Below are 26,485 nucleotides of genomic sequence, written 5' to 3'. Positions count from 1 at the left end.
CTGGAGGTGACCCCATGCGACGACCGCTGATCCGCGGCTCCGCCGTCCGACCCCTTGCGCTGCTGGCGCTGCTCTTCTCGGTGCTGGTGACCACGCTGGTCGCTCCACTGGCCGCGCGCGCCGACGACGACGCAGTCAAGGGCAAGACGTTCGTGATCGCCACCGACACCACGTTCGCCCCGTTCGAGTACCGCGACGAGTCCGGCAACATGACCGGCATCGACATCGACCTCATCAACAAGATCGCCGAGATGAAGGGGTTCACGGTCGATATCAAGGCCGTCGGCTTCGACGCTGCCCTCCAGGCGGTGCAGTCGCGGCAGGCCGACGGCGTCATCGCCGGCATGTCCATCACGGACGAGCGCAAGAAGATCTTCGACTTCTCCGACCCGTACTTCAGCTCCGGCGTGCAGATGGCCGTCAAGGACGGCTCTGACATCACGAGCTATGCCGACCTCAAGGGCCAGACCGTCGTCGCGAAGACCGGCGCGGAGGGCCTGACGTTCGCGGAGTCCATCGCGGACCAGTACGGCTTCACCGTCAAGGCCCTCGACAAGGCCGACACCATGTACTCCGAGGTGACCACCGGCAACGCGGCGGCCGTCTTCGACGACTACCCCGTGCTCGCCTACGGCATCTCGCAGGGCAACGGGCTGAAGATCGTCACGCCCAAGGAACAGGGCTCCAACTACGGCTTCGCCGTCCTCAAGGGCGAGAACGCGGACCTGCTCGAGGCCTTCAACTCCGGGCTCGCCGAGCTCCGCGCCGACGGCACCTACCACGACATCCTTGTGCAGTACCTCGGCGACAACGCCCCCGAGGACAGCAGCCAGCAGGTCGAAGGCGTCAAGGGCGAGGCATTCGTCATCGCCACCGACACCACCTTCGCCCCGTTCGAGTTCCGCGACGCCTCCGGCAACATGACCGGCATCGACGTCGACCTCATGAAGGAGGTCGCCGAGCGCCAGGGCTTCGACGTCGAGGTGAAGGCGCTGGGCTTCGACGCCGCCCTCCAGGCGGTCCAGGCGGGCCAGGCCGACGGCGTCATCGCCGGCATGTCCATCACGGACGAGCGCAAGAAGATCTTCGACTTCTCCGACCCGTACTTCGACTCGGGCGTGCAGATGGCGGTCGCGGCCGACGACGACTCCATCACCGGATACGCGGACCTCGAGGGCAAGACGGTCGTCGCGAAGACCGGAGCGGAGGGGCTCGCTTTCGCACAGTCGATCGCCGACGAGTATGGCTTCACCGTCAAGGCTCTCGACAAGGCCGACACCATGTACTCCGAGGTCCAGACCGGCAACGCCGCGGCCGTGTTCGACGACTACCCCGTGCTCGCCTACGGCATCTCGCAGGGCAACGGGCTGAAGATCGTCACGCCCAAGGAACAGGGCTCCAGCTACGGCTTCGCCGTCCTGAAAGACCAGAACGAGGACCTCCTCAAGGCGTTCAACGTCGGGCTGCAGTCCATGAAGGAGGACGGCACCTACCAGCAGATCATGGACAAGTACCTCGCCACCGGCGACACCGGGGACGGCTCGACGTCACTGTCCTTCTGGGGGCTGCTGGCGCAGAGCTGGCCCGCCCTGATGCGGGGTCTTGGCATGACCCTGGCTGCGACCGCGCTGTCGCTGCTCTTCGCCACCGTGCTCGGCGTCATCTTCGGCTTCTTCAAGGTGAGCGGGGTCTGGATCCTGAAGCTGCTCGGCAGCATCTACGTCGACGTCTTCCGCGGCACGCCTCTGCTGGTGCAGGCGTTCTTCTTCTACTTCGGCCTGCCCGCCGCGACGGGGCTGAAGATCGACGTGTTCGTGGCTGGCGTGCTGACGCTGTCGCTCAACGCAGGCGCCTACATGACCGAGATCGTGCGCGGCGGCATCCAGAACGTCGACACGGGCCAGATGGAGGCGTCGCGCTCGCTCGGCCTGAACTGGATGCAGTCGATGCGCAAGATCATCGTGCCGCAGGCGCTGAAGATCATGACCCCGTCGGCAATCAACCAGTTCGTCATCACCCTGAAGGACACTTCGCTCCTGGCCGTGCTCGGCCTGGCCGAGCTGACCTACCAGGGCCAGCAGATCATCGCGCGGACCTTCCGCAGCTTCGAGATGTGGCTGATCATCGGCGCCATCTACTTCGTCGTCATCTTCGCGTTGACGAAACTGAGCAACGCGCTCGACAGGAGGATCAACAAGTGAGCACCACAGCGGAGCAGACCACCCCGGCCGCCGCGCCGACCGGCGACGTCATCGTCGAGGTGGAGGACCTGCACAAGTCGTTCGGATCCAACGAGGTCCTCAAGGGCATCGACACCACGATCCGCAAGGGCGAGGTCGTCGCGATCATCGGCCCGTCCGGGTCGGGCAAGTCGACGTTCCTGCGCTGCCTCAACCTGCTGGAGGAGGTCACCTCCGGCCGAGTCGTCGTCGAGGGTGCCGACCTGACGGCCAAGGGCACCGACATCAACGTCGTGCGCCAGAAGATCGGCATGGTCTTCCAGCACTTCAACCTGTTCCCGCACAAGACCGCGCTGGAGAACATCACGCTGGCCCCGATCATGCTGAAGAAGCAGTCGCCGGCCGAGGCCGAGAAGCTGGGCCGGGACCTGCTCGAACGGGTCAAGCTGTCCGAGAAGGCCGACTCCCGCCCAGCCCAGCTGTCAGGCGGCCAGAAGCAGCGCGTGGCCATCGCCCGCGCGCTGGCGATGCAGCCCGACATCATGCTGTTCGACGAGCCCACCTCCGCGCTCGACCCCGAGATGGTCGGCGAGGTGCTCGACGTCATGCAGCAGCTGGCCAAGGAGGGAATGACCATGGTGGTGGTAACGCACGAAATGGGCTTCGCCCGCGAGGTCGGACACCGCCTGATGTTCATGGCCGACGGCGTGATCGTGGAGGAGGGCGACCCGCGGGAGATCTTGGCGAATCCCCAGGAGCCGCGAACACAGGACTTCCTGTCCAAGGTGCTCTGAGGCGGCGAACCCGAGAAGCACTACCTCGGCATGAGGTCATCTCGGGCCCGTCGCGTCGGATTTCGCTAAGAGCGAAATAAAACGGTTGACAGGCGCTTCTCGGGTGCTCCAAGATTTCCACCGAGAGCACGTTCCACGAAGCTCTCACAACCGTCCCACTTCGGTGAACGCGGCCTGAGGGGGCTCCGGGCAGTTTCTCGCCCACGTCCCTCGTCAGCGGTCCGCCTCTGCCGTCGGCGTCCCAGGAAGGAACGCGCGTGCATCAGACGCAAGACAGCGTTCCGCCGGTCGATCCTGGCAGGGGACCCGCCGCAGCAGCTTCGCAAGCCAGGCCGGAGGCTGACCCCGGCTCCCCGCGCCGCGACGGCCACGTCGAGGGCCGCGACTCGATGGAGTGGCTGGGCGCCTACTTCTCCCCCAAGCGCGCTCCCGAGCCGGAGAATCCGCGCGAGCGGGCCGTCGCGCTGGCCGCCCGCCTCGGGCTGGCCTTCGTCGACCTCACCGAGTTCGCCGTCGACGCATCGGTCGTCTCCCTCGTTCCCGACGCGATGGCGCGACGCCACATCGCCCTGCCGATCGCGCGCGCCGGTGACCGCATCATGGTCGCGATGGCCGATCCCGAGAACGTCATCGTCCTCGACGACGTCGCGGCCGTCCTCCGCGAGCCCGTCGCGCCGGTCGTCGCCGAGCCGGATGCGATCATGGCGGCCATCGACCGCTACCACCGCGTCGACTCCGAGGTCGAGGAACTGGCCTCCGCGTTCGCCGGGGCCGACGCGGAGACGGACCAGTGGAGCCAGGACGTCGACGAGGGCGTCGACGAGGCCCCGATCATCCGGCTGGTGAACCTGATCATCGGGCAGGCGATCACCGACCGCGCCTCCGACATCCACATCGAGCCGATGCGCGACGAGCTGCGCGTGCGCTACCGCATCGACGGCGTGCTCAAGACGGTACAGTCCGTCCCCCGCTCCATGATCCCCGGCGTCATCAGCCGCTTGAAGGTCATGGCGGACCTCGACATCGGCGAGCGTCGCAGGCCGCAGGACGGCCGCATCTCCGTCAACCACAGCGGCCGCACGATCGACCTGCGCGTCGCCTCGCTGCCGACCGTGTGGGGCGAGAAGGTCGTCGCCCGTGTCCTCGACTCGCCCGTTGCCAGCCTTCAGCTGAGCGATCTGGCGATGCTGGACCGCAACATGGAGGTCTACTCCTCGAGCTTCTCCAAGCCATACGGCATGATCCTCGTCACCGGCCCGACGGGCTCCGGCAAGTCGACCACGCTGTACACGACGCTGGCCGCGATCTCGAAGCCCACGGTCAACGTGATCACGGTCGAGGATCCCGTCGAGTACCGGATGCCAGGGATCAACCAGGTCCAGGTGAACCCGAAGGCCGGCATGACGTTCGCCGCGGCGCTGCGCTCGATCCTCCGCTCCGACCCGGACATCATCCTGCTGGGCGAGATCCGCGACGAGGAAACGGCGAAGATCGCCATCGAGTCGTCGCTGACGGGCCACCTCGTCCTGTCCACGCTGCACACCAACGACGCGCCGAGCTCGGTGACCCGACTGATCGAGATGGGGGTCGAGCCGTTCCTGGTCGGCTCGGCACTCGATTCCGTCATCGCCCAGCGCCTCGCCCGGCGGCTGTGCGCCAGGTGCAGGAAGGCGTCGACGGCCACCGCGGAGGAGCTGCGCATCGTCGGAGCGCCGCTGACGGACCCGCTGCCGACGGTCTACCGGCCGATCGGCTGCCCGGAGTGCTCCGAGACGGGCTACCGGGGCCGCATCGCGCTGCACGAGGTGATGGCGGTCGACGAAGAGATCGAACGGCTGGCGTCGCAGAACGCGCCCGCCGCGGAGATCGCCGAGCATGCCGAGCGGGCCGGCATGACGAGGCTCCGGATGGATGGCTGGGCGAAGGTGCTGCTCGGCCAAACGTCCATCGAAGAGATCCTGCGAGTGACGCTGTGAGCGTCGGGGAAATGATCAACATCGTCTTGGGGGAGACGCAGAAAGAAGGACACTGTGACCCCAGAAGACGGGTACTTCCCCCCCGCGGCGCCGACGCGGTTCGACGAACTGTTCGCCGGCAAGGATGTCGATCCTGACCTGAGGTCCTACCTCGACGGCGTCCCCGGTGTGACCCTGCCTCCCACCGCCGCGCGCCGGTCGTCGCCTTCGGAGCCGGACGGCGCCGGCGACTCCCCGTGGGCGGCGCCCGACCGGTCCGCATCCTCGACACCCGGCCGGTCCGCATCCTCCGCGTCCGACTGGGCGACCTCGAGCTGGTCCGCGCCGAGGGCGAACACCGAGTGGTCGGTGTCGTCGACCGGCACGTCGCCGTCCCCGAAGCCGACCTCGGACTGGGCGGCCCCGGCCCTCCAGGACACGGCGCCGCCAGCCGCTCCAGCCCCCTCGTCCTGGTCGGCCCCGGCCGGGGTCGCAGCTGTCGAGTGGCCTCCCCCCGCGGCCCCGGCGCCGCGCGCCGCCAGGTCACTACCCGCCGACGACGCCGACGAGGCGATGCGTCTGCCCGCGTACCTTGCGCCGGTGAAGGAGCCCGTCAGCGGGCTGGCGGCCCGCGCGGGAGAGGTCGACCCGATCCTGCGTCGCCAGATCGCGGATGTCGACGCCGAGTTCGTCACCTCGATCCGCGCGGTTCTCACCGAGGGGGCCTCGGACCTGCACCTGTGCGCCGAGTCGACACCCGTCATCCGCATCGACGGCGAGCTGAAGTCGGTCGCGGGGACCACGAGCTGGTCGCGCGAGCGGATCCGCCGCGTGATCGAGAGCTTCGTCCCGGCCGAGATGCTGCAGGCCTTCGAGAAGGACCTCGAGCTCGACCTCGCCTTCTCCGTCGGCGACGTCGCCCGCTTCCGCGTGAACATCTTCCAGGACCAGCGCGGCCTCGGCGCGGCCCTGCGCATCATCCCCACCGAGATCAAGTCGGTGGCCCAGCTCGGCCTGCCGTCGGAGCTGGTCGACCTCGCGCACCTGCCCCGCGGGCTCGTGCTCGTCTGCGGCCCCACCGGCTCGGGCAAGTCCACGACGCTCGCGGCCATCATCGACAAGGCCAACGCGAGCCGCGCGTCGCACATCGTCACGGTCGAGGACCCGGTCGAGTTCCTGCACCACCACAAGCGCGGCATCATCAACCAGCGCGAGGTCGGGGCCGACACGCACGACTTCTCCCATGCGCTGAAGCACGCGCTGCGCCAGGACCCCGACATCATCCTCGTCGGCGAGCTTCGCGACCTGGAGACCATTTCGACGGCGCTGACCGCCGCCGAGACCGGCCACCTCGTCTTCGCAACGCTGCACACGCAGGACGTGGCACAGACCATCGACCGCATCATCGACGTGTATCCGTCGCACCAGCAGGCGCAGGTCCGCACACAGCTCGCGGCCACGGTGCGCGCGATCGTCGTGCAGACCCTGATCCGCCGTGCGGGTGGCAAGGGCCGCACCGTCGCAACCGAGGTCATGTTCACCAACCCCGCCATCGCGAGCCTCATCCGCGCGGGCAAGACCCACCAGATGCGCACCGCCCTGCAGGCCGGCAGCGCGCAGGGCATGCACACGCTCGATCAGGACCTGGCCCGGCTGGTGCTGTCCGGCGACATCACGCACGCCCAGGCCCTCGATCTGGCGCAGGAGACGGCCGAGTTCGAGCAGCTTGTCCGCAACCGCGGCCTCGGCCGTGACGTCGACCCGATGCTGATCGAGGGAACGCGCCAGGTGGCCGGGGGAATGGGCGCCTCATGACCGTCACCATGGAGAAGTGGACCTACAAGGGTCTGGACCGGGATGGGAACAAGGTCAAGGGCGTGCTCGACGCGTCCTCGGAGGCACAGGCCATCCAGCAGCTCAAGGGCCGCGGCGTCATCCCCGACGTGTTGACCCAGAAGGGCGCCGGCACCGGCCTGCAGAAGGAGATCACCATCCCGGCGCTGGAGCGCGGGCCCTCCCTCAAGGACCTCGCCCTGCTGACCCGGCAGCTCTCCACCATGGTCTCGGCCGGCGTCTCCATCCTGCGGGCGCTCACGATCGTCAAGGATCAGGTGGACAACACCCGGCTGCGCACGACGCTCACGGAGGTCTCGGCCAAGGTGGAGAGCGGCGTCGCGCTCTCGGATGCGCTGGAGGACTTCCCGCTCGTGATCCCGCCGATCATGGTGCATCTGGTGCGCGCAGGCGAGACCGGCGGCTTCCTGGACAAGTCGCTCATCATGGTCGCCGACAACTTCGAGGCCGAGACCAGGCTCCGCAGCAAGGTCAAGGCTGCGCTCACCTACCCGATCGTGGTGCTGATCATCGCGCTGGTGGGCGTCGCGGCCATGCTGATCTTCATCGTCCCGGTCTTCGAGGCGATGTTCGCTGACCTGGGCAGCTCGCTGCCGGCGCCGACGCAACTGCTCGTCGACCTGTCGCACGCCATGCCGGTGGTGGTGCCTGTCGCTCTGGTGGTCGGCATCATCTTCTCCATCTGGTGGGCGCGCAACAAGAACACCGACGCCGTGCGCAAGGTACTCGACCCCGTGAAACTGAAGGTTCCCGTCTTCGGAAAACTGAATAGGAAGATCGCGCTGACGAGGTTCACGCGAAACTTCGCGACCATGCTGGCCTCGGGCGTCCCCTTGATGCAGTCGCTGTCGATCGTTGGCGCCACGAGCGGCAATTACGTGGTTTCCTCATCCCTGGATATCGTCCAGGAGAACGTCAGACAGGGGCACTCCATCGGCGCGTCCCTGGCCGAGGCCGAGATCTTTCCCGAAATGCTCGTGCAAATGGTCGGGATCGGCGAGGAATCGGGGTCCATCGACGCCATGCTCGAGAAGACCGCCGACTTCTACGACGACGAGGTCGAGACGATGTCATCCCAGCTCACAGCCCTGTTGGAGCCGCTGATGCTCGTCTTCATGGGCGCCCTGCTCGGCTTCATGATCGTCGCCCTCTACCTGCCCATGTTCATGATCTTCCAGTCCATCCAGAACCTCTGAAACCATATCGTTACAGAACTTTTCCGAACGCAGTTGAAATCTTCCGAGAACCACCTATAAGGTCTCGGTCATCGGCCACATCCCCCGAGGCCGACAAACCCCCCACATCCCGCGAAAGGGAACTCACGTGCTGAACTTCGTTTCTAACGCACTGGCGAAGAAGGAGGAGGGCGAAAAGGGCTTCACCCTGATCGAACTCCTGGTCGTCGTCATCATCATCGGCATCCTCGCTGCCGTCGCCATCCCGATCTTCCTGAACATGCGCGAGGGCGCCTGGAAGTCGTCGGTCGAGTCGGACGTCAAGAACGCCGTCCTCGCACTGGAGACTGCCACCTCCGCCAACAACGGCACGGTCAAGGGCCTCACCTACGCCGAGAGTACGTCCCCGGACGCACCTGGCAAGATCAAGAATGGCTCCGCCGAGCTCGCCGACGTTGTCGTTTCGCCCGACAACACGCTCAGCGTCGACGTCGACGACGATGCTCAGACCTACGAGATCGTCGGCTCGAACGCCAACGTCACGGATGAGGAGTACACCTACGACTCCACCACCGGGCTCGGCGACTGGGCCGCCAAGACCCCCGCCCCGTGATCCGGACCCCCTGATCCACGTCGTGCCTGCGCGGTCCCCCCACCGCGCGGGCACGACGTTTCCACACCCCACCCCACCCCACCCGACGGACGGAGGCCCGCCATGCGACGACTGCAGCGCTTCGACGACGGCGGTTTCACGCTCGTCGAGGTGGTCGTCGCGATGATGATCTTCGCGATGATCGCCACCGGCTTCCTCTACGTCATGACCTCGGGCATGACCCTGTCGCGCGACACGAGGGCCCGCATCGTCGCGGCCAATCTGGCGGCTCAGCAGGTCGACATCGAGCGCTCCCGCGCCAGCGTGTTCGACATCGTCAACTCGACCCGCGACGTCGAGCTGAACGGCGACACATTCCACGTGGCCGTCAGCACCTCCTGGGCCTTCAGCAGCGGCGTGAGCGCCACCTGCCAGGCCGGCGACACGACGGGCTCCATCCGCTACAAGGAGTTCACGGTCGAGGTCACCTGGGACAACATGTCCGCCAGCGCGCAGCCCGTCTACAGCGACTCCACGCTCACGCCGCGCACCAAGATCAACGACCCGACGCTCGGCACCGTCCTGGTGGGCGTCATCGACGCCTCGGGCTCCGGCGTGAGTGGTGCCACCGTGAACCTCACCACCTCCAGCTCCACCGTCGCGTCCACCACCACCGACAGCGACGGCTGCGCCTACCTCCTCAAGGTGCCGGCCGGCTCCTTCACCGCCTCCGTCAGCAAGTCGGGCTACGTCAACGAGCAGCAGCTGAGCACGCCCACCGCGACCGTCGAGGTCACGGCCGGCGGGGCCTCGCGCCTGAGCTTCGCCTACGACCGGGCCGTCACCTTCACCACCACGTATGCGGGGGGCTCGGCGACGCTGCCTACGAACCTGACCACCTCGCTGGTCTCGACCTACGGCTCCTCGCTCTTCACGTCGACCACCACGGCCAACCCCAAGTCCCTGGCCGCCTACCCCATCTCGTCCGGGTACAGCCTCCTGGCCGGCCCCTACGCCGAGACCCCGGAGAACGCGGCGACCAGCTGCCTGGCCACCGATCCCGGGCAGTGGACGGCGACGTCCACCACCTCCGGCGTCCGCCCCGATCCGGTCGCCGGCCTCCGCGGCACGACAGTGACGGCGGCCGTCGCGATGGGCACCGTCAAGCTCTCCTCCCCCAACGGCAGCGGGAGCTACGTGACGGCCGTCTACGTCGGAGGCGGCGACGGGGACCCCGGCTGCGCCGCCGCGACGACGACCGTGGGGTCGACCTACATGACCTACACGTTCGGCACCGTGCTGTCGGGCAGCGCCAGCCCGACGCTCGCGCTCCCCTTCGGGACCTGGGAGCTCTACCGCGGGGCGAGCTCCGGGGCGAAGACCACGAAGATCACCAGCGGCATCTCGGTGACCTCGAACGGGTCGGTCACCTCCGGCAGGATCACGCTCGACCCGAGGACCACATCATGAGCCTGCTGCGCCGGATGCACCGCGAGGACGAGGGACTCACCCTGGTCGAGCTGATGGTCGCGATGGGCGTCTCCGGTCTGCTGCTGACGCTCGTCGTGGCGATGTTCGTCACGTCGACCAGGTCGGTGACCGACCAGCAGGGCGCCGTCGCGAGCAGCAGGCTGGCCTCGACTGCCATGAACGAGGTCACCCGCGTCATCAGGGCGGGCACCGAGATCCCCGTGTACGGCAACAGCATCAACAACCCCGTCTTCGACTACGCGGGCGCCGAGAAGATGATCATCAACTCCTTCATCGACGCCGGCTCGACCACCGACCCGGCGCCCTGGCGCATCCAGTTCTCCCGCAACGCCAAGAACGAGCTGGTGGAGACCCGCTGGGCCGCGACGCACGTGTACACGACGTACTGGCAGTTCGCCACGACCGCCAGCTACTCCCGCACCGTCGCGCGCTCGCTGCTGCCCGCCGACAGCGCCAGCCCCCTGTTCCGCTACTACGACAAGAACGGCGACCAGCTGACCCCGTCGGCTGGTGCCAGTCTGACGACGGCGCAGATCCGCAACATCGCCGCGGTGCAGGTGACCATGAACGTTCAGGCGAACGGCTCCGGCCGCACAGCCCCCGTCAAGCTGCAGAACCTGGTGGGGCTGCCCAACCTGGGCGTCGCCCGAGTGGAGGTCAAGTGATGGACGACACCCTTCCCGGTTTCCCCGAGCCCCGCGAGGGTGAATGCGGCGCCGCGATGATCACCGTCATGGGCGTCGGGCTGGTGCTGGCGATGCTGATGTCACTGCTGGTGGTGACCACGGTCAACGGCATGAAACAGGCCCGCGCCGACGCCAACTGGAACGCGGCCCTGGCCGCCGCCTACGCCGGGGTCGACGACTACCAAAGCCGCCTGTCCGCCGACACCAGCTACTACCGCTTCGGGAACCCCGCCTCCTCCTTCAGCGCGACGAGCACCGTGACGCTGCCCAGCGAGACGAACAAGGCCTTCGGAATCGGCGCCACGGGGACCTGGGCCAACGTGAGCGGCAGCACCCAACGCGCGCAGTTCCGCTACGAGGTCGACAACTCCAAGTACGCGACGACCGGCCGCATCCGCGTGCGCGCCACGGGCAGGGTGGGCGACGCGACCCGCACCGTGACGGCAGACCTGAAGCAGCAGGGGTTCATCGACTACCTGTACTTCACCGACTACGAGGCACAGGACCCGTCCGTCGCGGGCACGTCGACCATCTCCTGCTTCACTGACGCCACCATGACGACGCTCAAGTACAGCTGGGCCGGACGCACCGTGGGTTCGACCTGCAACGAGATCTCGTTCGGCGCGGCCGACGACCTTCAGGGCCCGGTACACAGCAACGACACCATCCGAGCCTGCGGGTCGAGGTTCGAGGGCACCGTGACCACCGCCGACTCCCGCTCGCCCTACTACTCGGCGAGGAACTCCAGCGGCAACACCTGCACCAAACCGACGTTCGAGCTGGCCGGCTATCCCAGCTACAGCGGCGGCGTCGTGGGCATGCCGGCCACCAACTCGGAACTCAAGAAGGAGACCCGCACCGACCTGGTCGCTACCGAGGTCCCGCGGCCCGGGTGCCTGTACACAGGCCCGACGCAGTTCACCTTCTACGCGAACGGCACCGTCAACATCAAGTCGCCATTCACGAAGAAGACCCGGATCGGGGACGCGAACTCCACCACGGGCACGTCGCCTGCCGAGTGCGGGACCATCTCCGCGCTGCAGTCTTCGGCTGGCGCCACCATCACGGTTCCGGAGAACAACGTGATGTACGTGCAGAACGTCCCGTCGGTCACCAGCGACGTCAACTACTGGTCCTCCAGCACCAATCCGACCAACTTCACGTGCACCACGAGCAAGGTCTCCGACCGCCCCGGCTGGAGCTTCGGCACCGTCACCAACAAGATCTCCTTCCCCGCCAAGAACGAGATCCCGCCGACCACCACCACCTACGGTTGCCGAGCGGGCGACATCTTCGTCAGTGGCGAGTTCAACGGGGCCGCGACGCTGGCCGCCGAGAACTACGTCTTCATCACCGGGGACATCACCTACGTCAACGACCAGGAGGACATCCTCGGTCTGGTCGGCAACAACGCCGTGTGGGTGTACAACCCGCTCAACAGCTCCGACGGCGCCGTGCTGACGGCGAAGAACCGCACGATCGAGGCGGCCATCCTGTCGGTCGCGCACACGTTCCAGGTGCAGAACTATGACAAGGGCGGCAACCGCGGCACCCTGACCGTGCTCGGCGCGATCGCGCAGAAGTACCGCGGCACTGTCGCGACGACGAGCAGCTACACCGGGGCCATCAACAACGGCTACGCCAAGGACTACCGCTACGACGACCGGTTCAAGTTCTACGCCCCGCCCAAGTTTCTCAACCCCGTCACCACCACCTACGGCGTGACGAGCTGGGTCGAGAGCAAGGCCGTCTTCGCGGCCGACGGGTCGGCGTCATGAGCGACCTGTTCCCACCCGTCGTGGGCATCCCGCTGGCCGTCGTCCTCGGCGCCCTGATCGGCTCGTTCCTCAACGTCGTGATCTGGCGCGTGCCGCGCGGCGAGAGCATCGTCAGCCCCGGCTCCGCGTGCCCGGGCTGCGGAGCCGACATCGCCTGGTACGACAACGTGCCGATCCTGTCGTGGCTGGTGCTGCGCGCCCACTGCCGCCACTGCCACGAGCCGATCTCGGCGCGCTACCCGGCGGTCGAGGGCTGCACCGCGGCGGCCTTCGGGGTCGTCGTCTGGGGCGCGTACGCGGGAAGCTACCCCGCCGCATTGCTGCCCGTGCTGCTGTACTGGACCGCGGTGGCCATCGCGCTCGCCCTGATCGACGTGGACCATCACCGCCTGCCCGACGCCATCGTGCTGCCGTCGTACGCCGTCACCGTCGCGCTGCTGATCCTCGCCTCCGTGCTGACCGGGGATTATGCGCGACTGGTCGCGGCGCTGATCGGCGGGATCGCGCTCGGCGGCTTCTACCTGGCGCTCGCACTGCTCCGCCCCGGCGGGATGGGGCTCGGCGATGTGAAGCTCGCCGGCGCGCTGGGCATGCTGGTGGCCTGGCTCGGCTGGGCCGAGCTGCTCGTCGGCGCCTTCGCCGCCTTCCTGATCGGCGGGCTCGTCGGCGTCGCGCTGATGGCCGGCAGCCGGGCCACCCGCAAGACGGCGCTGCCGTTCGGCCCCTTCATGCTGCTGGGCGCCGCCCTCGGCATCTGGGCCGGGCGTCCGCTCGCCGACCTCTACCTGACAGCGACAGGACTCGCCTGATGCGCACGGCACACCCACTCCGGAGGACCACATGGCAGCAGTAGTCGCACTCGACCTCAGCCGCACGTCGCTGCGCGCTGTGCAGGTCGAGTCGCCGTATACAGCCCGGCCGGCGATCAGCCGGTTCGCGTCGATCCCGATCCCCGAGGGGACCGTCCACGACGGCGAGATCGTCGACCAGACGCGCGCGATCCGCGCGCTGAAGGACCTGTGGAAGGTCGGCGGGTTCACGACCCGTAAGGTCGCCTTCGCCGTCAGCAACCGCAAGGTCGTCGTGCGCGAGGTCTCGCTGCCGGCCCTGCTGGGCACCAGCCGCCGCACGAGCCTGCGGTTCGCGGTCGAGGGGCAGGTCCCGATCGACCTCGACGACGCCATCCTCGACTTCCTGCCGCTGCGCGACGTGCACGAGAACGGCGAATACCGGCAGGAGGGGCTCCTAGTCGCGACGGTCCGCAGCAGCCTCGAGACGACGGTGACGGCCATCGAGGACTCCGGCCGGCAGATCGACGCGATCGACTTCTCCGGGTTCTCGCTGCTCCGCGCGCTGCCGGCGCCCCACCCGGGCACCCACGCGATCGTCAACGTCGGCGCCTCCAGCACCACCGTCGTCATCTCCCGCGCCGGGACGCCGGGCTTCGTCCGCCTCGTGCCGAGCGGCGGCGACGACGTGTCCCGCAGCATCGAGCGGGCGCTCGGCATCAGCTTCGCCGAGGCGGAGCAGGACAAGATCTCCCGCGGACTACAGGGCGGGGCGACCACAGCCCGCGACATCGACGCCGAGACCGTGCTCCGCGAGAACATCGCAGGCCTCATCACATCGGTGCGCAACACCTTCACGTACTGGTCGAACTCGCACCCCGAGTCGCCCGTCGAGACGGTGGTCCTCACCGGCGGCGGCAGCCGCCTCATGGGGCTCCCGCTCGTCCTGTCGAAGGCGCTGGGGGTCGAGGTGAGCTACGGCAACCCGCTGGGCGCGTTCCAGATGGCGCGCCGTCTGCGCGACTCCGAGATGGAGCGCTGGGCACTCGAGCTCGCGGCCCCCCTGGGCGTCGCGCTGGGCGCGAAGGCGCGTCCGGCGACCCAGACACAGGCGCCGACGTCGAGGAAGTCGGGCCGGTCCGCCCCGACCGCCAAGGAGAAGGCCGCCGCGAAACGAGGAGCGAGGAAATGAGCGCAGGACTTGCCACCGGCCCCGAGGCCGGGCAGGAGGACCTCCCCGTCGGGGCCGTCGTCAGCACCCCCGTGATGGGCGTGGTCCGCGTCGACCTGGTGCCGCCGATTGTCGAGGCGCGTCGCCGGAGCGCCCGCACCATCCGGGCGCTCATCTACGGGCTGCTGGCGCTGATCGTCGCGGTGGTGATGGCAATCCTGGCCATGTCGATGCTCGCCCTCAAGGCCGAGACGACGCTCGACGACGAGCGCACCCGGGGCCAGCTGCTCGTGCAGCAGCAGAATGAGTACAGCGAGCTGATCTCGGTCAAGCGAAGCCTCGCCGACTACGAGTTCGCGTTGCCCGAGGCGCTGTTCGCCGAGGCCAACTGGGCGCGACTGATGACTGAGCTCGACACGGTGCTGCCGGACGAGGTCACGCTCGTGACCGAGGACGTCGCGGTGCGGGGCCTGGGGAACGACGACGGGAGCGTGTCCGACAACGGCGGCCTCGACGCCCAGGGCGTGATCCAGATCTCCTTCACCGCGAACGCGGACAGGTTCGACTCCCCCACCCCGCTGCTCAACGCGCTGAGCGAGCTCACCGGGTTCCAGAGCGCCACCGTCGACGCGGTCTCCGCTTCCGACGAGGTGGGCTACGTCATCACGGGCGTCGTTCAGCTCGGCAGCGAGGCGCTCGGCGGGACGTCACGGGTCAAGGACCTCGACGAGGACCTGATGGCCGACCTCCACCAGCAGCTGCAGGACGTCGCGACCGGCGCAAACCAGGAGCCGACCGAGACCGACGACACGACCATCGACGGCACGACCGAAGGGAAGTGACATGGACAAGCACCGCCTCAGCCTCATCATCATCGGCGTCCTCGCCGTCGCGATCCTCTTCGGGGGATGGGCAATCGGCATCCAGCCGCAGCTGGCCCGCATCGATCAGGCCAACACGCAGACCGAGAGCATTCGCCAGCTCAACGACGCCCAGCAGGCGAAGAACAGTGAACTGGCGGCCGACATGGCGAACATGGACGGCTACCGGGACGACCTGTCGACGCTGCAGCAGGCGATCCCCGCCGCCCGGTCGCAGCAGGAGCTCATCAACCAGATCGACGACGCCGCCACGTCGGCCGATGTCGACGTGCGGACACTGAGCTTCGACGCCGCCGCCGCCTACACGCCGCCGACCGGCCTGACGATCACGGCCCCGCCGAACAGCTCGCTCGTCGCGGTGCCGCTCACGATGACCGCCAACGGCACCCGCACGCAGCTGGAGGCCTTCGTCACGAACCTGCAGAAGTCCAAGCGGATCGTCACCATCGCCTCGACCCAGTTCAACGGCCAGGAGGACGGCACCCTCCAGCTGTCCGGCACCACCTGGGTCCTCCTCCCCTCCTGACTCCCCCGACCCCCGTCGGTCGCCTCCCCGGGGCCGCGATGAGCACGACACACTTGCCGTCGAGCGTGCGAGCGTTCACATGGGCGATTTCGGCCGATGAGAAGGAGGATTTGCTCATCCTACCGCCCCGGGATGGCCGCGCTGCGCGCCCTGCAGGGCGAGAAGCTTGCCTGGCTGCTCGCCCACCCCGTGCCGGTGGTGTCGCTGACGTTCGGGCTTCCCGAACCTGGGGACATCGCTGCGCTGCGTCGCGCCGGGTCACGGGTGTTTGCGACGGTGACGACGCCGGCCGAGGCGAGCTTGGCCCGCGACGCGGGAGTGGACGGACTCGTCGTGCAGGGGTCATCCGCCGGCGGCCACTCCGCCACGCTCGACCCCGTCCGCATACCCGGGCCCATACCTACGGCCACGCTTCTCCGACGCGTGCTGCGGGAGGTGGACCTGTCGGTCGTCGCGACGGGCGGTGTCGACGGCCCACAGGCGGTGCGCGCGCTGTTGGACGTTGGCGCGCAGTCGGTCGCCGTGGGAACCCTGTTGCTCCGAACGGACGAGGCGGGCACCTCGCCCACGCACCGGCGGGCGCTGGGCGACCCGTCGTTCGTCGAGACGGTGTTCACCCAGGCCTTCACCGGTCGACCGGCCCGCGCGCTGCGCAGCGGGTTCGTCAGCCGGCACCCGGACGGGATCGTCGGCTACCCGGCCCCGCATCACCTCGCCCGCGCGCTGAGGCAGGCCGCGGGTGCGGCGGGAGATGCCGACCGGCTGCACCTGTGGGCCGGGACCGGCTGGCGCAGCGCCCCCACCGGCCCCGCCGCCGACGTCGTCCGTCACCTCGCCGGGGTCGTTGAGCCTGTCGAAACGCCATCCCGGGTCGTTGAGCCTATCGAAACGCCATCCCGGGTCGTTGAGCCTATCGAAACGCCATCCCGGGTCGTTGAGCCTGTCGAAACGCCCTGAGCGAAGCGAAGGGTCCCCACTGAACCGCCGCCTCGCTCCGCTCGGCGCCCTTCGACAAGCTCAGGGAACCGACAGACAAGCTCAGGGAGCCGGAGAACAAGCTCAGCACAGGCCTGTCGAAACGCAGCCCCGGCTCGTTGAGCCTGTCGAGACGCCATCCAGGATCGTTGAGCCTGTCGAAACGCCATCCCGGGTCGTTGAGCCTGTCGAAACGCCATCCCGGGTCGTTGAGCCTGTCGAAACGCCCTGAGCGAAGCGAAGGGTCCCCACTGAACCGCCGCCTCGCTCCGCTCGGCGCCCTTCGACAAGCTCAGGGAACCGACAGACAAGCTCAGCACAGGCCTGTCGAAACGCCATCCCGGGTCGTTGAGCCTGTCGAATCGCCATCCCGGGTCGTTGAGCCTGTCGAAACGCCCTGAGCGAAGCGAAGGGTCCCCACTGAACCGCCGCCTCGCTCCGCTCGGCGCCCTTCGACAAGCTCAGGGAACCGACAGACAAGCTCAGGGAACCGACAGACAAGCTCAGGGAACCCAAGGACAAGCTTAGGGAACCGAAGGACAAGCTCAGGGAACCGAAGGACAAGCTCAGGGAACCACCGAAACCACGTTCTTTTCGACAGCCATTTCACGCGTAAAACGGCTCGTCAGCGCCCTCCAGCCCTTGCCCCGCCCCGCTCGCTGACACCCCGATCCGGTTTGAGAAACTGACCTCGAAGCATTCGAGGAAGAAGGACCATGCCGGAGTTTCGCTACGTTGACATGCTGCCCATCGGCGAGGACAAGACGCCGTACCGGCGCCTGACCACCGAGGGCGTCGAGGTCGTCGAGGGGCCGGAGGGGCGAACGTTCCTCAAGGTCGCCCCCGAGGCGTTGACGCTGCTCGCCGAGACCGCGATGCACGACATCGCGCACTACCTGCGCCCCGCGCACCTGCAGCAGCTGCGCAACATCCTCGACGACGACGAGGCCTCCGCCAACGACAAGTTCGTGGCCCTCGACCTGCTCAAGAACGCCAACATCGCAGCCGGCGGCGTGCTGCCGATGTGCCAGGACACCGGCACCGCGATCATCATGGGCAAGCGCGGCCAGCAGGTGCTCAGCGAGGGCACCGACGAGCGTCCGCTGTCGCAGGGCGTGTTCAACGCCTACACCAAGCTGAACCTGCGCTACTCGCAGAACGCGCCGCTGACCATGTGGGACGAGCAGAACACCGGCTCCAACCTGCCGGCGCAGATCGAGCTGTACGCCGACACCGCCGACGGGCACGAGAACTCGTACAAGTTCCTGTTCATGGCCAAGGGCGGCGGCTCCGCGAACAAGAGCTACCTGTTCCAGGAGACCAAGGCGATCCTGAACCCCGACTCCATGATGACGTTCCTGGAGCAGAAGATCCGCGGCCTGGGCACGGCCGCGTGCCCGCCGTACCACCTGTCGATCGTCGTCGGCGGCACGTCGGCGGAGTTCGCGCTGAAGACGGCCAAGTACGCCTCCGCGAAGTACCTCGACGAGCTCCCGACCGAGGGCTCGATGGCCGCCAACGGCTTCCGCGACCTCGAGCTGGAGGAGAAGGTCCTCGAGCTGACCCGCAAGCTGGGCATCGGCGCGCAGTTCGGTGGCAAGTACTTCTGCCACGACGTGCGCGTCGTCCGCCTGCCGCGCCACGGCGCATCGCTGCCGGTCGCGATCGCCGTCAGCTGCTCGGCGGATCGCCAGTGCAAGGGCAAGATCACCCCCGAGGGCGTTTTCATCGAGCAGCTCGAGACCGAGCCTGCGCGCTTCATGCCGGAGGTCGTCGCCGACGAGCTCGATGCGGAGACCGACGGTGTCTCCGGCACCGGCAAGGGCGCGGCCGTGAAGATCGACCTCGACCGGCCGATGGCCGACGTGCTCGCCGAGCTGAGCCGCTTCCCCGTGAAGACCCGCGTCTCGCTGACCGGGTCGCTGATCGTGGCCCGCGACATCGCGCACGCCAAGATCAAGGAGCGCCTCGACAACGGCGAGGAGATGCCGCAGTACCTCAAGGACCACCCCGTCTACTACGCCGGGCCGGCCAAAACGCCCGAGGGCATGGCGTCGGGTTCGTTCGGCCCGACGACCGCCGGCCGGATGGACTCCTACGTCGACCAGTTCCAGGCCGCGGGCGGCTCGATGGTGATGCTGGCGAAGGGCAACCGCTCCCAGGCCGTCACCGACGCCTGCCACGCGCACGGCGGCTTCTACCTCGGCTCGATCGGTGGCCCCGCCGCCCGCCTGGCGCAGGACTGCATCAAGAAGGTGGAGCAGGTCGAATACCCCGAGCTGGGCATGGAGGCGATCTGGAAGATCGACGTCGAGGACTTCCCGGCGTTCATCGTCGTCGACGACAAGGGCAACGACTTCTTCGCCGAGGTCAACAAGCCGCTGGCCACCACGATCCAGAAGCGCCCCGGCATCTGATCTGGCATTGAAACCGAAAAGGTCGGGCCCCCTCCTGAAGCGGAGGGGGCCCGACCCGTCTGTGACAGCTGACAGTGTCAGCGGGCGATGGCCTTCGACGACTTCTTCGACGACGAACCCTTGCCGGCCGCGTTCTTCGCCTTGACGGTGACCACGTAGCCCTTGCCCTTCTTGAGGCCCTTGACGGTGGCCTTGCGGGCGGAGGAGGAGACCGTGATGGTCTTCTTCTTGCCGTCCGACTTGCGCTCCGCGGTCACGAGGTAGCCGGAGATCTTCCCGCCGCCGGTGGTGGGCTTCTTCCAGGTCGCGATGATCGAGACGGACTGGTCCTTCTTCGACCCCGACGTGGCCTTGACGCTCTTCGGCTTGCCCGGCAGCGCCAGCATGGTGGCGGTCACGGACTTCGCCGCGCCCGTCCCCTTGGCGCTGATCGCGCGGACGGACACCGTCGTCTTGGTGCCCGGCTTGATCGACTTCCACGTGTAGGAGCGGGCGGTGTTCTTCAGCGTGACCTTCTTACCGGCGCGCTCGACGACGTACCCGGTGACGGCGAAGCCATCGACAGCGGTCGGCGCCTTCCAGGTCAGCTTTACGGTGTGCTTGGAGTCGCTGCGGGTCGCCTTCACCGACGTCGGGGTGTTCGGCTTCGTCGGGACGTACACGAGCCGGTCCTTCGACCCCTTGAGGTCCTTCACCGCGCCCGTGGTGGCCTCGGACAGAACGCGCTTCACGACGCTGGCGGCCGACGCCTCCTTCCGGTCGATCGAGCGGAGGATGGTGCCGGTGACGTGCGGCGCGGCCATGGAGGTGCCGTCCATCGGCTTCGCATCCCCCGACGGGAGGATGCTGGTGATGCCCACTCCGGGTGCGAAGATGTCGACGGAAGCACCATAGTTCGAGAACTCAGCACGTTTGTCGTCCTCGGTTGTCGCGCCCACCACGACAGGGTCTGAAGCACGCGCGGGGGTGACGCTACGAGTTGGAATGCCCTTGTAGCCCTCACCAACCCTCACCCCGTTGCCTGCCGCGACCACCACCGGGACCCCTGCCACTACCAGGTCGGCGATAGCGTCCTCGATGTTCTGGGCCGTATCCTCCCCGACCTGGGCGACGTCCCCCGAGAGCGAGAGGTTCACGACGAGGTGCCCAACCAGCGAGGGCTCATCCTCGACCATGAGTGAGACGAGAAGGAGCGACGCGAGCACGTCCGATGCGTACCCGGCGCCGGAGCAGTCCAGGACACGCAGCGGCAGGATGTAGCTGGCGGTGGCTACGCCGTAGTCACGGCTGGCGATCGTCCCGGCGACGTGGGTGCCATGGCCGTCGCAGTCGCTGGCATCACTGTCTCCGTCCACCCAGTCGTAGCCGCCGAGGAGCCGGTCGCCGAACTGGCTACCGACGGCCGTGACGCCTGAGTCGATGACAATCGCGACGGTCCCGTCGCCGGGATAGGTCTTGGTGTTGAACTTCCCGTCGCGCGTCTTGGAGCGCTGGTCGATCCGGTCGAGGCCCCACGGCGTCTTGGTGGAGGTACTGGCCTGGGCGCTCACCGTGGAGGGCTCGATCCACTGTGTCTTCACGTCGGCCACGACAGCGAGAACGTCCGATTCACCCCGCAGCGCATCAGCCTGAGCGTCGGTCAGCGACCGATGCTCCCGCACGAGCTGACCCTGCAGCTGGGCAAGGTCGGCGAGGCCTTGGGCGCTGAAGCCGGCCTTCTTGGTCAGGACGACGTAGTCCTCGGTGGCGGGGGCCGCCGCGGCGGGTGTCGCGGCAACGCCCGCGAGCAGCGCTCCGACGGACAGGAGGGCGATCCACTTACTCGCACGTTCCATGGGGAACCTTTCTCACGTGAGTCGGTCGCACGGACGCCCCCGATCTCAGCAGGAAACTATCGGCCTCTCTCGCCGCCAGACGAGACCCGACCCGTTGTGAGACGGCAATCCACACCCGAGGCCCCGCCAGTCTTCCGCTTCCCCTCTCCTGAATCCCGCCCGCCTCACTCCGCAACGCCAACGAAATCTACGGACGCCAACGCTATTTCCCAGACGCCAACGATGTTCACCGACGCCAACGATATTCGCGCGAATATCGTTGGCGTCTGAGTATTTCGTTGGCGTCTGCATGGGGCACCGTGGACGTGCCGGCCCACGCGCGGCGGGCCAGCGCCGGGAGCCGGTGCGCGGCGTCGCGATGGCCGGGCGTAGACTCGTCCGCCGTGCCCGTTTCGGGGTACGAGAAGGAGCAGCGTGTTCAAGGCCGGCCTGGACCCCAACTTCAACCGGTTCTGGACGGGCGAGTCGCTCGCCCAGTTCGCCGTCCAGCTCGGCACGATCGCACTGCCGATCATCTCGGTCCAACTGCTGCACGCCTCCGAGGCACAGCTCGGCTATCTGAACGCGGCATCGACGGCGGCCTTCCTGGTCCTCGGGCTGCCGGCCGGCGCCTGGGTCGATCGCTGGTTGAAGCGCCCGACGCTGATCGCCGCGAACCTCACCCGCGCCATCGCGGTCAGCGCGGTGCCGGTGCTCTACTTCACCGGCTCGCTCCAGCTCTGGCACCTGTACATCGTCGCGGCGGTCGTCGGGCTGGCGACGGTGTTCTTCGACGTCGCCTACCAGAGCTTCATCCCGATCCTCGTCGGCGTGCACCGCATCGGACGGGCCAACTCCCGGATGGAGGCCAGCGTGCAGCTGGCGCGGCTGGCGGGCCCGTCGATCGGCGGCCTGCTCCTGAAGGTCCTCGCCGCGCCGGTGCTGCTGGGTGCAGTCGGCGTCGGCTATCTCATCAGCTCGATCTTCCTGATCGCGACGCATGACAAGGAGAAGTCGCTGCGTCGGCCCCCGACGCGCGAACGGAACCTGTGGGCGGAGATCCGCGAGGGGCTGAGCTATGTAGTGCACAGCGCGCCGATCAGCCGCATCACGTTGGCCAACCTGCTGAGCAGCGTCGCCTACACGTTCGCCATGACGCTGGTGCCGCTGGTGGTGCTGCGCCTGATCGGCATGACGTCATTCCAGTACGGCCTGTCCATGGCAGTCGGGGCCGCGGGCGGGCTCGTCGGCGCCTCACTCTCGGGGCGCCTGACCGCCAAGTACGGGACCGCGGATGTCGTGCGCTTCTCAGCACTCGGCGCGACGGTGATGCTCCTGGCCTATCCGCTCGCGCTGCTCGCCGCCGACAGCCGCCCTCTGGCGATGGGGATCATCTTCACGCTCGGTTTCCTCGGCAACATCGCGGTGCTGATCTACAACATCACGCAGGTGTCGCTGCGCCAGCGACTCTGCCCGCTCCCGCTGCTGAGCCGGATGAACGCGTCGGTGCGGTTCATCGTCTGGGGCGCCATGCCGATCAGCGCGCTCGCCGCCGGCTGGCTGAGCACCGCCCTGGGGATCACGACGATCCTGTGGGTCATGGTCCTGCTCGGCCTGGTCAGTGCCGTCCCCTTGTGGCGCATCAGCCGCCACCTCCCGGCTGACATCCACTGACCCTCCGCCGCCTCACACCCGCCACCGTCGGGCACAAAAGTGGGTGGAGCCGGAGCACTCGGATATACGACGCGTGCTGGGGCCAGGGCCACAGTTATGCGCGACACTCCGGCGAACCCCCTCCGCGCACGAAGGTGGGCACATGCCTCCAGAGCGCGCACAAGAATGCCCCAGGGCTCAGGATCATGGCGCCCTGGCCGAAGTAGTTGAGCAGCAGGCACGGGAGCACCGCTGCAAACCAGGCCAGCCGGATGGGCCGACGCCCGAAGTGGCCCATGTCGGCGTACAACGCCTCGGCTTCGTGATGCACAAGACGATGGCGCCGAGCGCGATGAACGCGACCCACGGCCGACCCAGCACGAACTGAGCAGCGAAGTGCGGTGACACGGCGCCGAGGATCTGTGGATGCGCGACGTTCTTGGAGATCCCAAGAACCGCGATGGTCAGGAACCACAGCGACATCACCGGACGGAATGCCCGGCCGACAACGTGCGTGCCGTGGCGCTGGATCAGGAACAGGCACGTCAGGACGGCAATCGCGCCGGATAGGACGAATTGCCCCGCGGCCGGCGCGACGAGCTCAAGTCCCTCCATGGCCGACAGAACGGAGATGGCGGGCGTGATAACGGAGTCACCGTAGAACAGGGCCGCGCCGACGATCCCCATCAGCGTCACCGCTCCCAGCAGGCGCGTCCGGCCCTCCAGGCAGCGCCGGAGCAGCGCGACCAGGGCGAGGATGCCTCCCTCGCCGTCGTTGTCGGCGCGCATGACGAGCAGCACGTACTTGATCGACACGACGAACATCACGGACCAGAACATCAAGGAGATGACGCCGTACACGTCGAGCGGAGTGGGGGCGACGGTGTTGTGCTCGATGGAGAAAACCGTCTGCAGCGCGTACAGGGGACTGGTTCCGATGTCGCCGAACACGATGCCGAGCGCCGCAAACGCGAGCGGCAGCGAGGTGGATTTCGACGGGGGCACGGTGGCGCCGTGCCGTGCGGCGACCGCCACCGCGCCGCTCACCTCAGACCCGCGGCGTCGAGCGCGGAACCGACCATCGCGTAGGTGGCACCGTCGTGCGCGACGATCCTCGCCTCGTCGACGGCACTGCCCGACGAGACGATGCCCTCGATCGCGGCGGCGACGGCGTCTGCCTTCGGCCAGCCGTAGACCCCGGCGCTGATCAGGGGGAACGCGACGCTGTGGGCGCCGAGTTCGTCGGCAATCTCCAACGCCCGCCGGTAGCACGACAGCAGCTGGTCGCGGCTGCCGTGCCCGTGCACTGGTCCGACGGTGTGGATCACCCAGCGGGCGGGCAGGTCCCCCGCGGAGGTCCAGCCGGCGTCACCGGTGGCCAGGCCTCCAGGAAACCGGCGGATGCAGTCGGCGAGGACCGCCGGCCCACCGACACGGTGGATGGCGCCGTCGACGCCTCCTCCCCCGCGCATCGCATTGTTGGCGGCGTTGACGATCGCGTCGACCCGCTGGGCGGTGATGTCGCCCTGCTCCACGGTGACCTTCATGGCCACATCATCCACCCGGGAGCGGCCGCCGGAGCTGGCCGAGCGGCCGAAAGATCCATCCCGGTCGCCGTGTGGCTAGGTCAGACGAGCCGGTACCCCATCCCACGGACCGTCTCGAACCGCTCGCGGCCCAGCTTCCTCCGCAGGTACCGCACGTACACGTCGACGACGTTGCTGCCCGCGTCGAAGTCATATCCCCACACGTTGCTGAGCAGCTGCTCGCGACTCAGCACCTGGCCCGGGTTCCGCAGGAACGTCTCCGCCAAGGTGAACTCCCGCGCCGACAGGTCGATGGAGCGGCCATTGACCTCGGCCCGGCGCGTCCGCAGGTCGAGCGTCAACCCGTCGTGGCTGAGCTGCGTCGGCTCGGCAGCCGTCGGCGCCTCGGTGCGGAGCCTGAGCCGGATGCGGGCCAGCAGTTCCTCGAACGAGAATGGCTTCGGCATGTAGTCGTCGGCGCCGCCCTCGAGTCCCGCGACGCGGTCGGCGACCGACGTGCGCGCCGTCAGCATGATGACGGGCACCTTCACGCCTTGCCCACGGATCCGCTCCAGCACCTCGAACCCGTCGATGTCGGGCAGCCCGACGTCGAGGACGACCAGGTCGAAGTCCCCGTGTACGGCGAGCACTGCGCCCTCGATCCCCGATCCGGTCTGATGCGACGTGAACCCGGCGGACCGCAGTCCCTTCGCGATGAACGCGGCGATCCGGGCCTCATCCTCGATGATCAGCACTGTGCTCATGCCTCATCGTCCCTTGTCGTCGGGTCTACCGCAGGTCCGAGCGGGAGTACGAGCGTGAAGGTGGACCCGGCCCCCGCCTCCGATTCGATGTCGAGACGCCCCCCGTGCGCACCGACGATCGACTCGACGATGCTGAGCCCGAGCCCGGCGCCGTGCTGCTGGTCGGGAGCGTTGCGGGCGCGGCCGAAGCGCTCACGCACCCGGTGCAGCTCTTCGGGCGCGATGCCGATCCCCTCGTCGGCAACCCAGAGGTGGACCTCCCCGCGGTGGAGACGCGAGCCGATCGAGACCGGCGATCCCTCCGCCGAGTACTTCACCGCATTGGCCGCCAGCTGCAGCCACGCCTGCGTGATGCGCAGCGGATCCAGCCATGCCTCAGCGTCCGCGACCGACTCCAGCCGCCACGCGCGGGGGCCGAGCGCGCGGGCCTTCTCGGCGACCTGATCGGTCAGCACAGCCAGGTCGGTCCAGGTCGGGTTCACGAAGTCGGACTCCGTGGACTTCGCCAGCATCAGGAGATCGTTGACGAGCACCCCCATCCGGTCGAGCTCGTCGAGCGCTAGGTCGCGGGTCTGGGCGACGTCGTCGGGGTCCGAGGCGTCGACGAGCTCCAGGTGCCCACGCACGACGGTGATGGGCGTGCGCAGCTCGTGCCCGACGTCGTCGAGGAGGTTCCGCTGCCCCTCGACGGCCCGCTGGACGCGGTCGAGCATGAGGTTGACCGTGCTGGACAGCCGGGCCAGCTCATCGTGCCCGGTCACGGGGACACGGGTCGCGAGGTCGCGCTCGCCGATGGCCTCTGTGGTGCGGCGCAGCTCCTCGATGGGCCTGAGGACCGTGCCCACCACCCGCCACGACGCCAGGGCGACGAGCAGCAGCGTGATGAGGCCGGTCAGGGAGTAGACGAGCATGGTCTGCCGCAGTCCGGCCTCGGCGAGCCCGAGGTCGTAGACCGTCACAAGCGCCCCCGTCGACCCGGGGAACTGCACGGGCACGACGAGCGCGCGGTAGCGGGCCGAGTCGGTGGCGAGGGTGCGGATGACGCTTTCGTCGTCCTCGGCGAGGACCTTGACCTCCTCGACGAGCTGGGCGTCGTTCTCGGGCCGCACGGGCACATCGCTCGACGACACCCACGCGACCTTCCCGTCGACGATCGCCATCTCGCCCGCCGCGTCGACCACCGCCGAGCGGGCCAGGTAGCTGCGCAGCAGAGCGGACGGGGTCGTGAACGGCTGGCCGGTCGACGGGTCGACGCCCTGGGTCGCGAGCACGCGCAGCTCGTCGCGGGTGCCCTCCAACTGGTCGTCGATGCCGCTGATGATCGCGTTGTGCTGGATGGACGCCGAGACGACGCCGGCCAGCACCAGCGCCAGGGCGGCCAGCAGGATCATCGGCAGCATGATGCGGGCGCGCAGCGAAGTTCTCCTCGGGACGGGAGGGGACATCGGCATGCCGCCCATCGTAG

The 26,485-nt window shown here is 68.1% G+C and carries 20 protein-coding genes and 1 pseudogene; 16 read left to right on the top strand and 5 right to left on the bottom strand.

The genetic code is table 11. The features are described 5' to 3' along the window. Positions 1-14: 14 nt before the first annotated feature. The 15 genes from QH948_RS01250 (at position 15) to QH948_RS01180 (ending at position 19,263) form a co-directional block, all read left to right on the top strand. On the top strand, positions 15-2,201 hold the full coding sequence (locus QH948_RS01250; protein ID WP_281145172.1) for an amino acid ABC transporter substrate-binding protein/permease: 2,187 nt from the start codon (positions 15-17) through the stop codon (positions 2,199-2,201). Further along, complete coding sequence (locus QH948_RS01245; protein WP_438874105.1) at positions 2,198-2,974, top strand: amino acid ABC transporter ATP-binding protein; 777 nt, start codon at positions 2,198-2,200, stop codon at positions 2,972-2,974. The genes QH948_RS01250 and QH948_RS01245 overlap by 4 nt, the downstream gene beginning before the upstream one ends. A gap of 257 nt (positions 2,975-3,231) precedes the next feature. Further along, positions 3,232-4,950 (top strand): GspE/PulE family protein, encoded by a 1,719-nt coding sequence (locus QH948_RS01240; protein ID WP_281145171.1) that lies wholly within the window; start codon positions 3,232-3,234, stop codon positions 4,948-4,950. A 54-nt stretch (positions 4,951-5,004) separates the two neighbouring features. Continuing rightward, on the top strand, positions 5,005-6,744 hold the full coding sequence (locus QH948_RS01235) for a type IV pilus twitching motility protein PilT (protein ID WP_281145170.1): 1,740 nt from the start codon (positions 5,005-5,007) through the stop codon (positions 6,742-6,744). Further along, positions 6,741-7,979, top strand: coding sequence for a type II secretion system F family protein (locus tag QH948_RS01230; protein WP_281145169.1), 1,239 nt, complete (start codon positions 6,741-6,743; stop codon positions 7,977-7,979). Before QH948_RS01235 ends, QH948_RS01230 begins: the two co-directional genes overlap by 4 nt. 127 nt (positions 7,980-8,106) lie before the next feature. Then, the gene (locus QH948_RS01225; RefSeq protein WP_281145168.1) at positions 8,107-8,571 is read left to right on the top strand and encodes a type IV pilin protein; all 465 of its coding nucleotides are present in this window, start codon (positions 8,107-8,109) and stop codon (positions 8,569-8,571) included. 102 nt (positions 8,572-8,673) lie between these two features. After that, entirely contained in the window at positions 8,674-10,020 is a 1,347-nt protein-coding gene (locus QH948_RS01220) for a carboxypeptidase regulatory-like domain-containing protein (protein ID WP_281145167.1), read from the top strand. After that, on the top strand, positions 10,017-10,706 hold the full coding sequence (locus QH948_RS01215; RefSeq protein WP_281145166.1) for a PilW family protein: 690 nt from the start codon (positions 10,017-10,019) through the stop codon (positions 10,704-10,706). The genes QH948_RS01220 and QH948_RS01215 overlap by 4 nt, the downstream gene beginning before the upstream one ends. Further along, positions 10,706-12,505: a hypothetical protein gene (locus QH948_RS01210; RefSeq protein WP_281145165.1), complete on the top strand. Its 1,800-nt coding sequence runs from the start codon at positions 10,706-10,708 to the stop codon at positions 12,503-12,505. Before QH948_RS01215 ends, QH948_RS01210 begins: the two co-directional genes overlap by 1 nt. Continuing rightward, positions 12,502-13,314 carry a prepilin peptidase gene (locus tag QH948_RS01205; protein WP_281145164.1) on the top strand — a complete coding sequence of 271 codons (813 nt, stop codon included), beginning with the start codon at positions 12,502-12,504 and terminating at the stop codon, positions 13,312-13,314. The genes QH948_RS01210 and QH948_RS01205 overlap by 4 nt, the downstream gene beginning before the upstream one ends. 31 nt (positions 13,315-13,345) lie before the next feature. Beyond that, complete coding sequence (gene pilM, locus QH948_RS01200) at positions 13,346-14,485, top strand: type IV pilus assembly protein PilM (protein WP_281145163.1); 1,140 nt, start codon at positions 13,346-13,348, stop codon at positions 14,483-14,485. After that, positions 14,482-15,306 carry a hypothetical protein gene (locus QH948_RS01195; RefSeq protein ID WP_281145162.1) on the top strand — a complete coding sequence of 275 codons (825 nt, stop codon included), beginning with the start codon at positions 14,482-14,484 and terminating at the stop codon, positions 15,304-15,306. Before pilM ends, QH948_RS01195 begins: the two co-directional genes overlap by 4 nt. A gap of 1 nt (position 15,307) precedes the next feature. Beyond that, the gene (locus tag QH948_RS01190; RefSeq protein ID WP_281145161.1) at positions 15,308-15,871 is read left to right on the top strand and encodes a type 4a pilus biogenesis protein PilO; all 564 of its coding nucleotides are present in this window, start codon (positions 15,308-15,310) and stop codon (positions 15,869-15,871) included. Positions 15,872-16,003: 132 nt separating this feature from the next. Further along, positions 16,004-16,828 (top strand): NAD(P)H-dependent flavin oxidoreductase, encoded by an 825-nt coding sequence (locus QH948_RS01185; RefSeq protein WP_281145160.1) that lies wholly within the window; start codon positions 16,004-16,006, stop codon positions 16,826-16,828. 734 nt (positions 16,829-17,562) lie between these two features. Further along, positions 17,563-19,263 carry a fumarate hydratase gene (locus tag QH948_RS01180; RefSeq protein ID WP_281145159.1) on the top strand — a complete coding sequence of 567 codons (1,701 nt, stop codon included), beginning with the start codon at positions 17,563-17,565 and terminating at the stop codon, positions 19,261-19,263. Positions 19,264-19,340: 77 nt separating this feature from the next. On the opposite strand, the gene QH948_RS01175 is transcribed toward QH948_RS01180, so the two are convergent. Continuing rightward, positions 19,341-21,098, bottom strand: a complete 1,758-nt coding sequence (locus QH948_RS01175) for a S8 family serine peptidase (protein ID WP_281145158.1) — start codon at positions 21,096-21,098, stop codon at positions 19,341-19,343. Between the two features lie 414 nt (positions 21,099-21,512). Between QH948_RS01175 and QH948_RS01170 the strand changes: the two genes are divergently transcribed. After that, the gene (locus QH948_RS01170) at positions 21,513-22,751 is read left to right on the top strand and encodes an MFS transporter (protein WP_281145157.1); all 1,239 of its coding nucleotides are present in this window, start codon (positions 21,513-21,515) and stop codon (positions 22,749-22,751) included. A 175-nt stretch (positions 22,752-22,926) separates the two neighbouring features. Here QH948_RS01170 and QH948_RS01165 read toward each other — a convergent pair. The 4 genes and pseudogenes from QH948_RS01165 to QH948_RS01150 all read right to left on the bottom strand — a co-directional run. Beyond that, positions 22,927-23,765 (bottom strand): annotated as a pseudogene (locus QH948_RS01165) (KUP/HAK/KT family potassium transporter); the annotation flags it as partial. Positions 23,766-23,773: 8 nt separating this feature from the next. Next, positions 23,774-24,277: a macro domain-containing protein gene (locus QH948_RS01160; protein WP_281145156.1), complete on the bottom strand. Its 504-nt coding sequence runs from the start codon at positions 24,275-24,277 to the stop codon at positions 23,774-23,776. Positions 24,278-24,357: 80 nt separating this feature from the next. Then, a complete protein-coding gene (locus tag QH948_RS01155) occupies positions 24,358-25,020 on the bottom strand; it encodes a response regulator transcription factor (RefSeq protein ID WP_281145155.1) in 663 nt (220 codons plus the stop codon). Further along, the gene (locus tag QH948_RS01150) at positions 25,017-26,471 is read right to left on the bottom strand and encodes a sensor histidine kinase (RefSeq protein WP_281145154.1); all 1,455 of its coding nucleotides are present in this window, start codon (positions 26,469-26,471) and stop codon (positions 25,017-25,019) included. The genes QH948_RS01155 and QH948_RS01150 overlap by 4 nt, the downstream gene beginning before the upstream one ends. Positions 26,472-26,485 lie beyond the last annotated feature (14 nt).

The organism is Tessaracoccus lacteus (assembly GCF_029917005.1).
Classification (GTDB): domain Bacteria; phylum Actinomycetota; class Actinomycetes; order Propionibacteriales; family Propionibacteriaceae; genus Arachnia; species Arachnia lactea.
Note: the sequence above shows the minus strand (reverse complement) of the source record. Positions and strands in the feature narration are given on the sequence as shown.

What these genes read in the sequence shown, in the direction of transcription:
- QH948_RS01250 (WP_281145172.1), top strand. Translation starts at nt 15, where the DNA reads ATGCGACGACCGCTGATCCGCGGCTCCGCCGTCCGACCCCTTGCGCTG.
- QH948_RS01230 (WP_281145169.1), top strand. Translation starts at nt 6,741, where the DNA reads ATGACCGTCACCATGGAGAAGTGGACCTACAAGGGTCTGGACCGGGAT.
- QH948_RS01220 (WP_281145167.1), top strand. Translation starts at nt 8,674, where the DNA reads ATGCGACGACTGCAGCGCTTCGACGACGGCGGTTTCACGCTCGTCGAG.
- QH948_RS01215 (WP_281145166.1), top strand. Translation starts at nt 10,017, where the DNA reads ATGAGCCTGCTGCGCCGGATGCACCGCGAGGACGAGGGACTCACCCTG.
- QH948_RS01210 (WP_281145165.1), top strand. Translation starts at nt 10,706, where the DNA reads ATGGACGACACCCTTCCCGGTTTCCCCGAGCCCCGCGAGGGTGAATGC.
- QH948_RS01205 (WP_281145164.1), top strand. Translation starts at nt 12,502, where the DNA reads ATGAGCGACCTGTTCCCACCCGTCGTGGGCATCCCGCTGGCCGTCGTC.
- pilM (WP_281145163.1), top strand. Translation starts at nt 13,346, where the DNA reads ATGGCAGCAGTAGTCGCACTCGACCTCAGCCGCACGTCGCTGCGCGCT.
- QH948_RS01195 (WP_281145162.1), top strand. Translation starts at nt 14,482, where the DNA reads ATGAGCGCAGGACTTGCCACCGGCCCCGAGGCCGGGCAGGAGGACCTC.
- QH948_RS01190 (WP_281145161.1), top strand. Translation starts at nt 15,308, where the DNA reads ATGGACAAGCACCGCCTCAGCCTCATCATCATCGGCGTCCTCGCCGTC.
- QH948_RS01185 (WP_281145160.1), top strand. Translation starts at nt 16,004, where the DNA reads ATGGCCGCGCTGCGCGCCCTGCAGGGCGAGAAGCTTGCCTGGCTGCTC.
- QH948_RS01180 (WP_281145159.1), top strand. Translation starts at nt 17,563, where the DNA reads ATGCCGGAGTTTCGCTACGTTGACATGCTGCCCATCGGCGAGGACAAG.
- QH948_RS01175 (WP_281145158.1), bottom strand. Translation starts at nt 21,098, where the DNA reads ATGGAACGTGCGAGTAAGTGGATCGCCCTCCTGTCCGTCGGAGCGCTG.
- QH948_RS01160 (WP_281145156.1), bottom strand. Translation starts at nt 24,277, where the DNA reads ATGAAGGTCACCGTGGAGCAGGGCGACATCACCGCCCAGCGGGTCGAC.
- QH948_RS01155 (WP_281145155.1), bottom strand. Translation starts at nt 25,020, where the DNA reads ATGAGCACAGTGCTGATCATCGAGGATGAGGCCCGGATCGCCGCGTTC.
- QH948_RS01150 (WP_281145154.1), bottom strand. Translation starts at nt 26,471, where the DNA reads ATGCCGATGTCCCCTCCCGTCCCGAGGAGAACTTCGCTGCGCGCCCGC.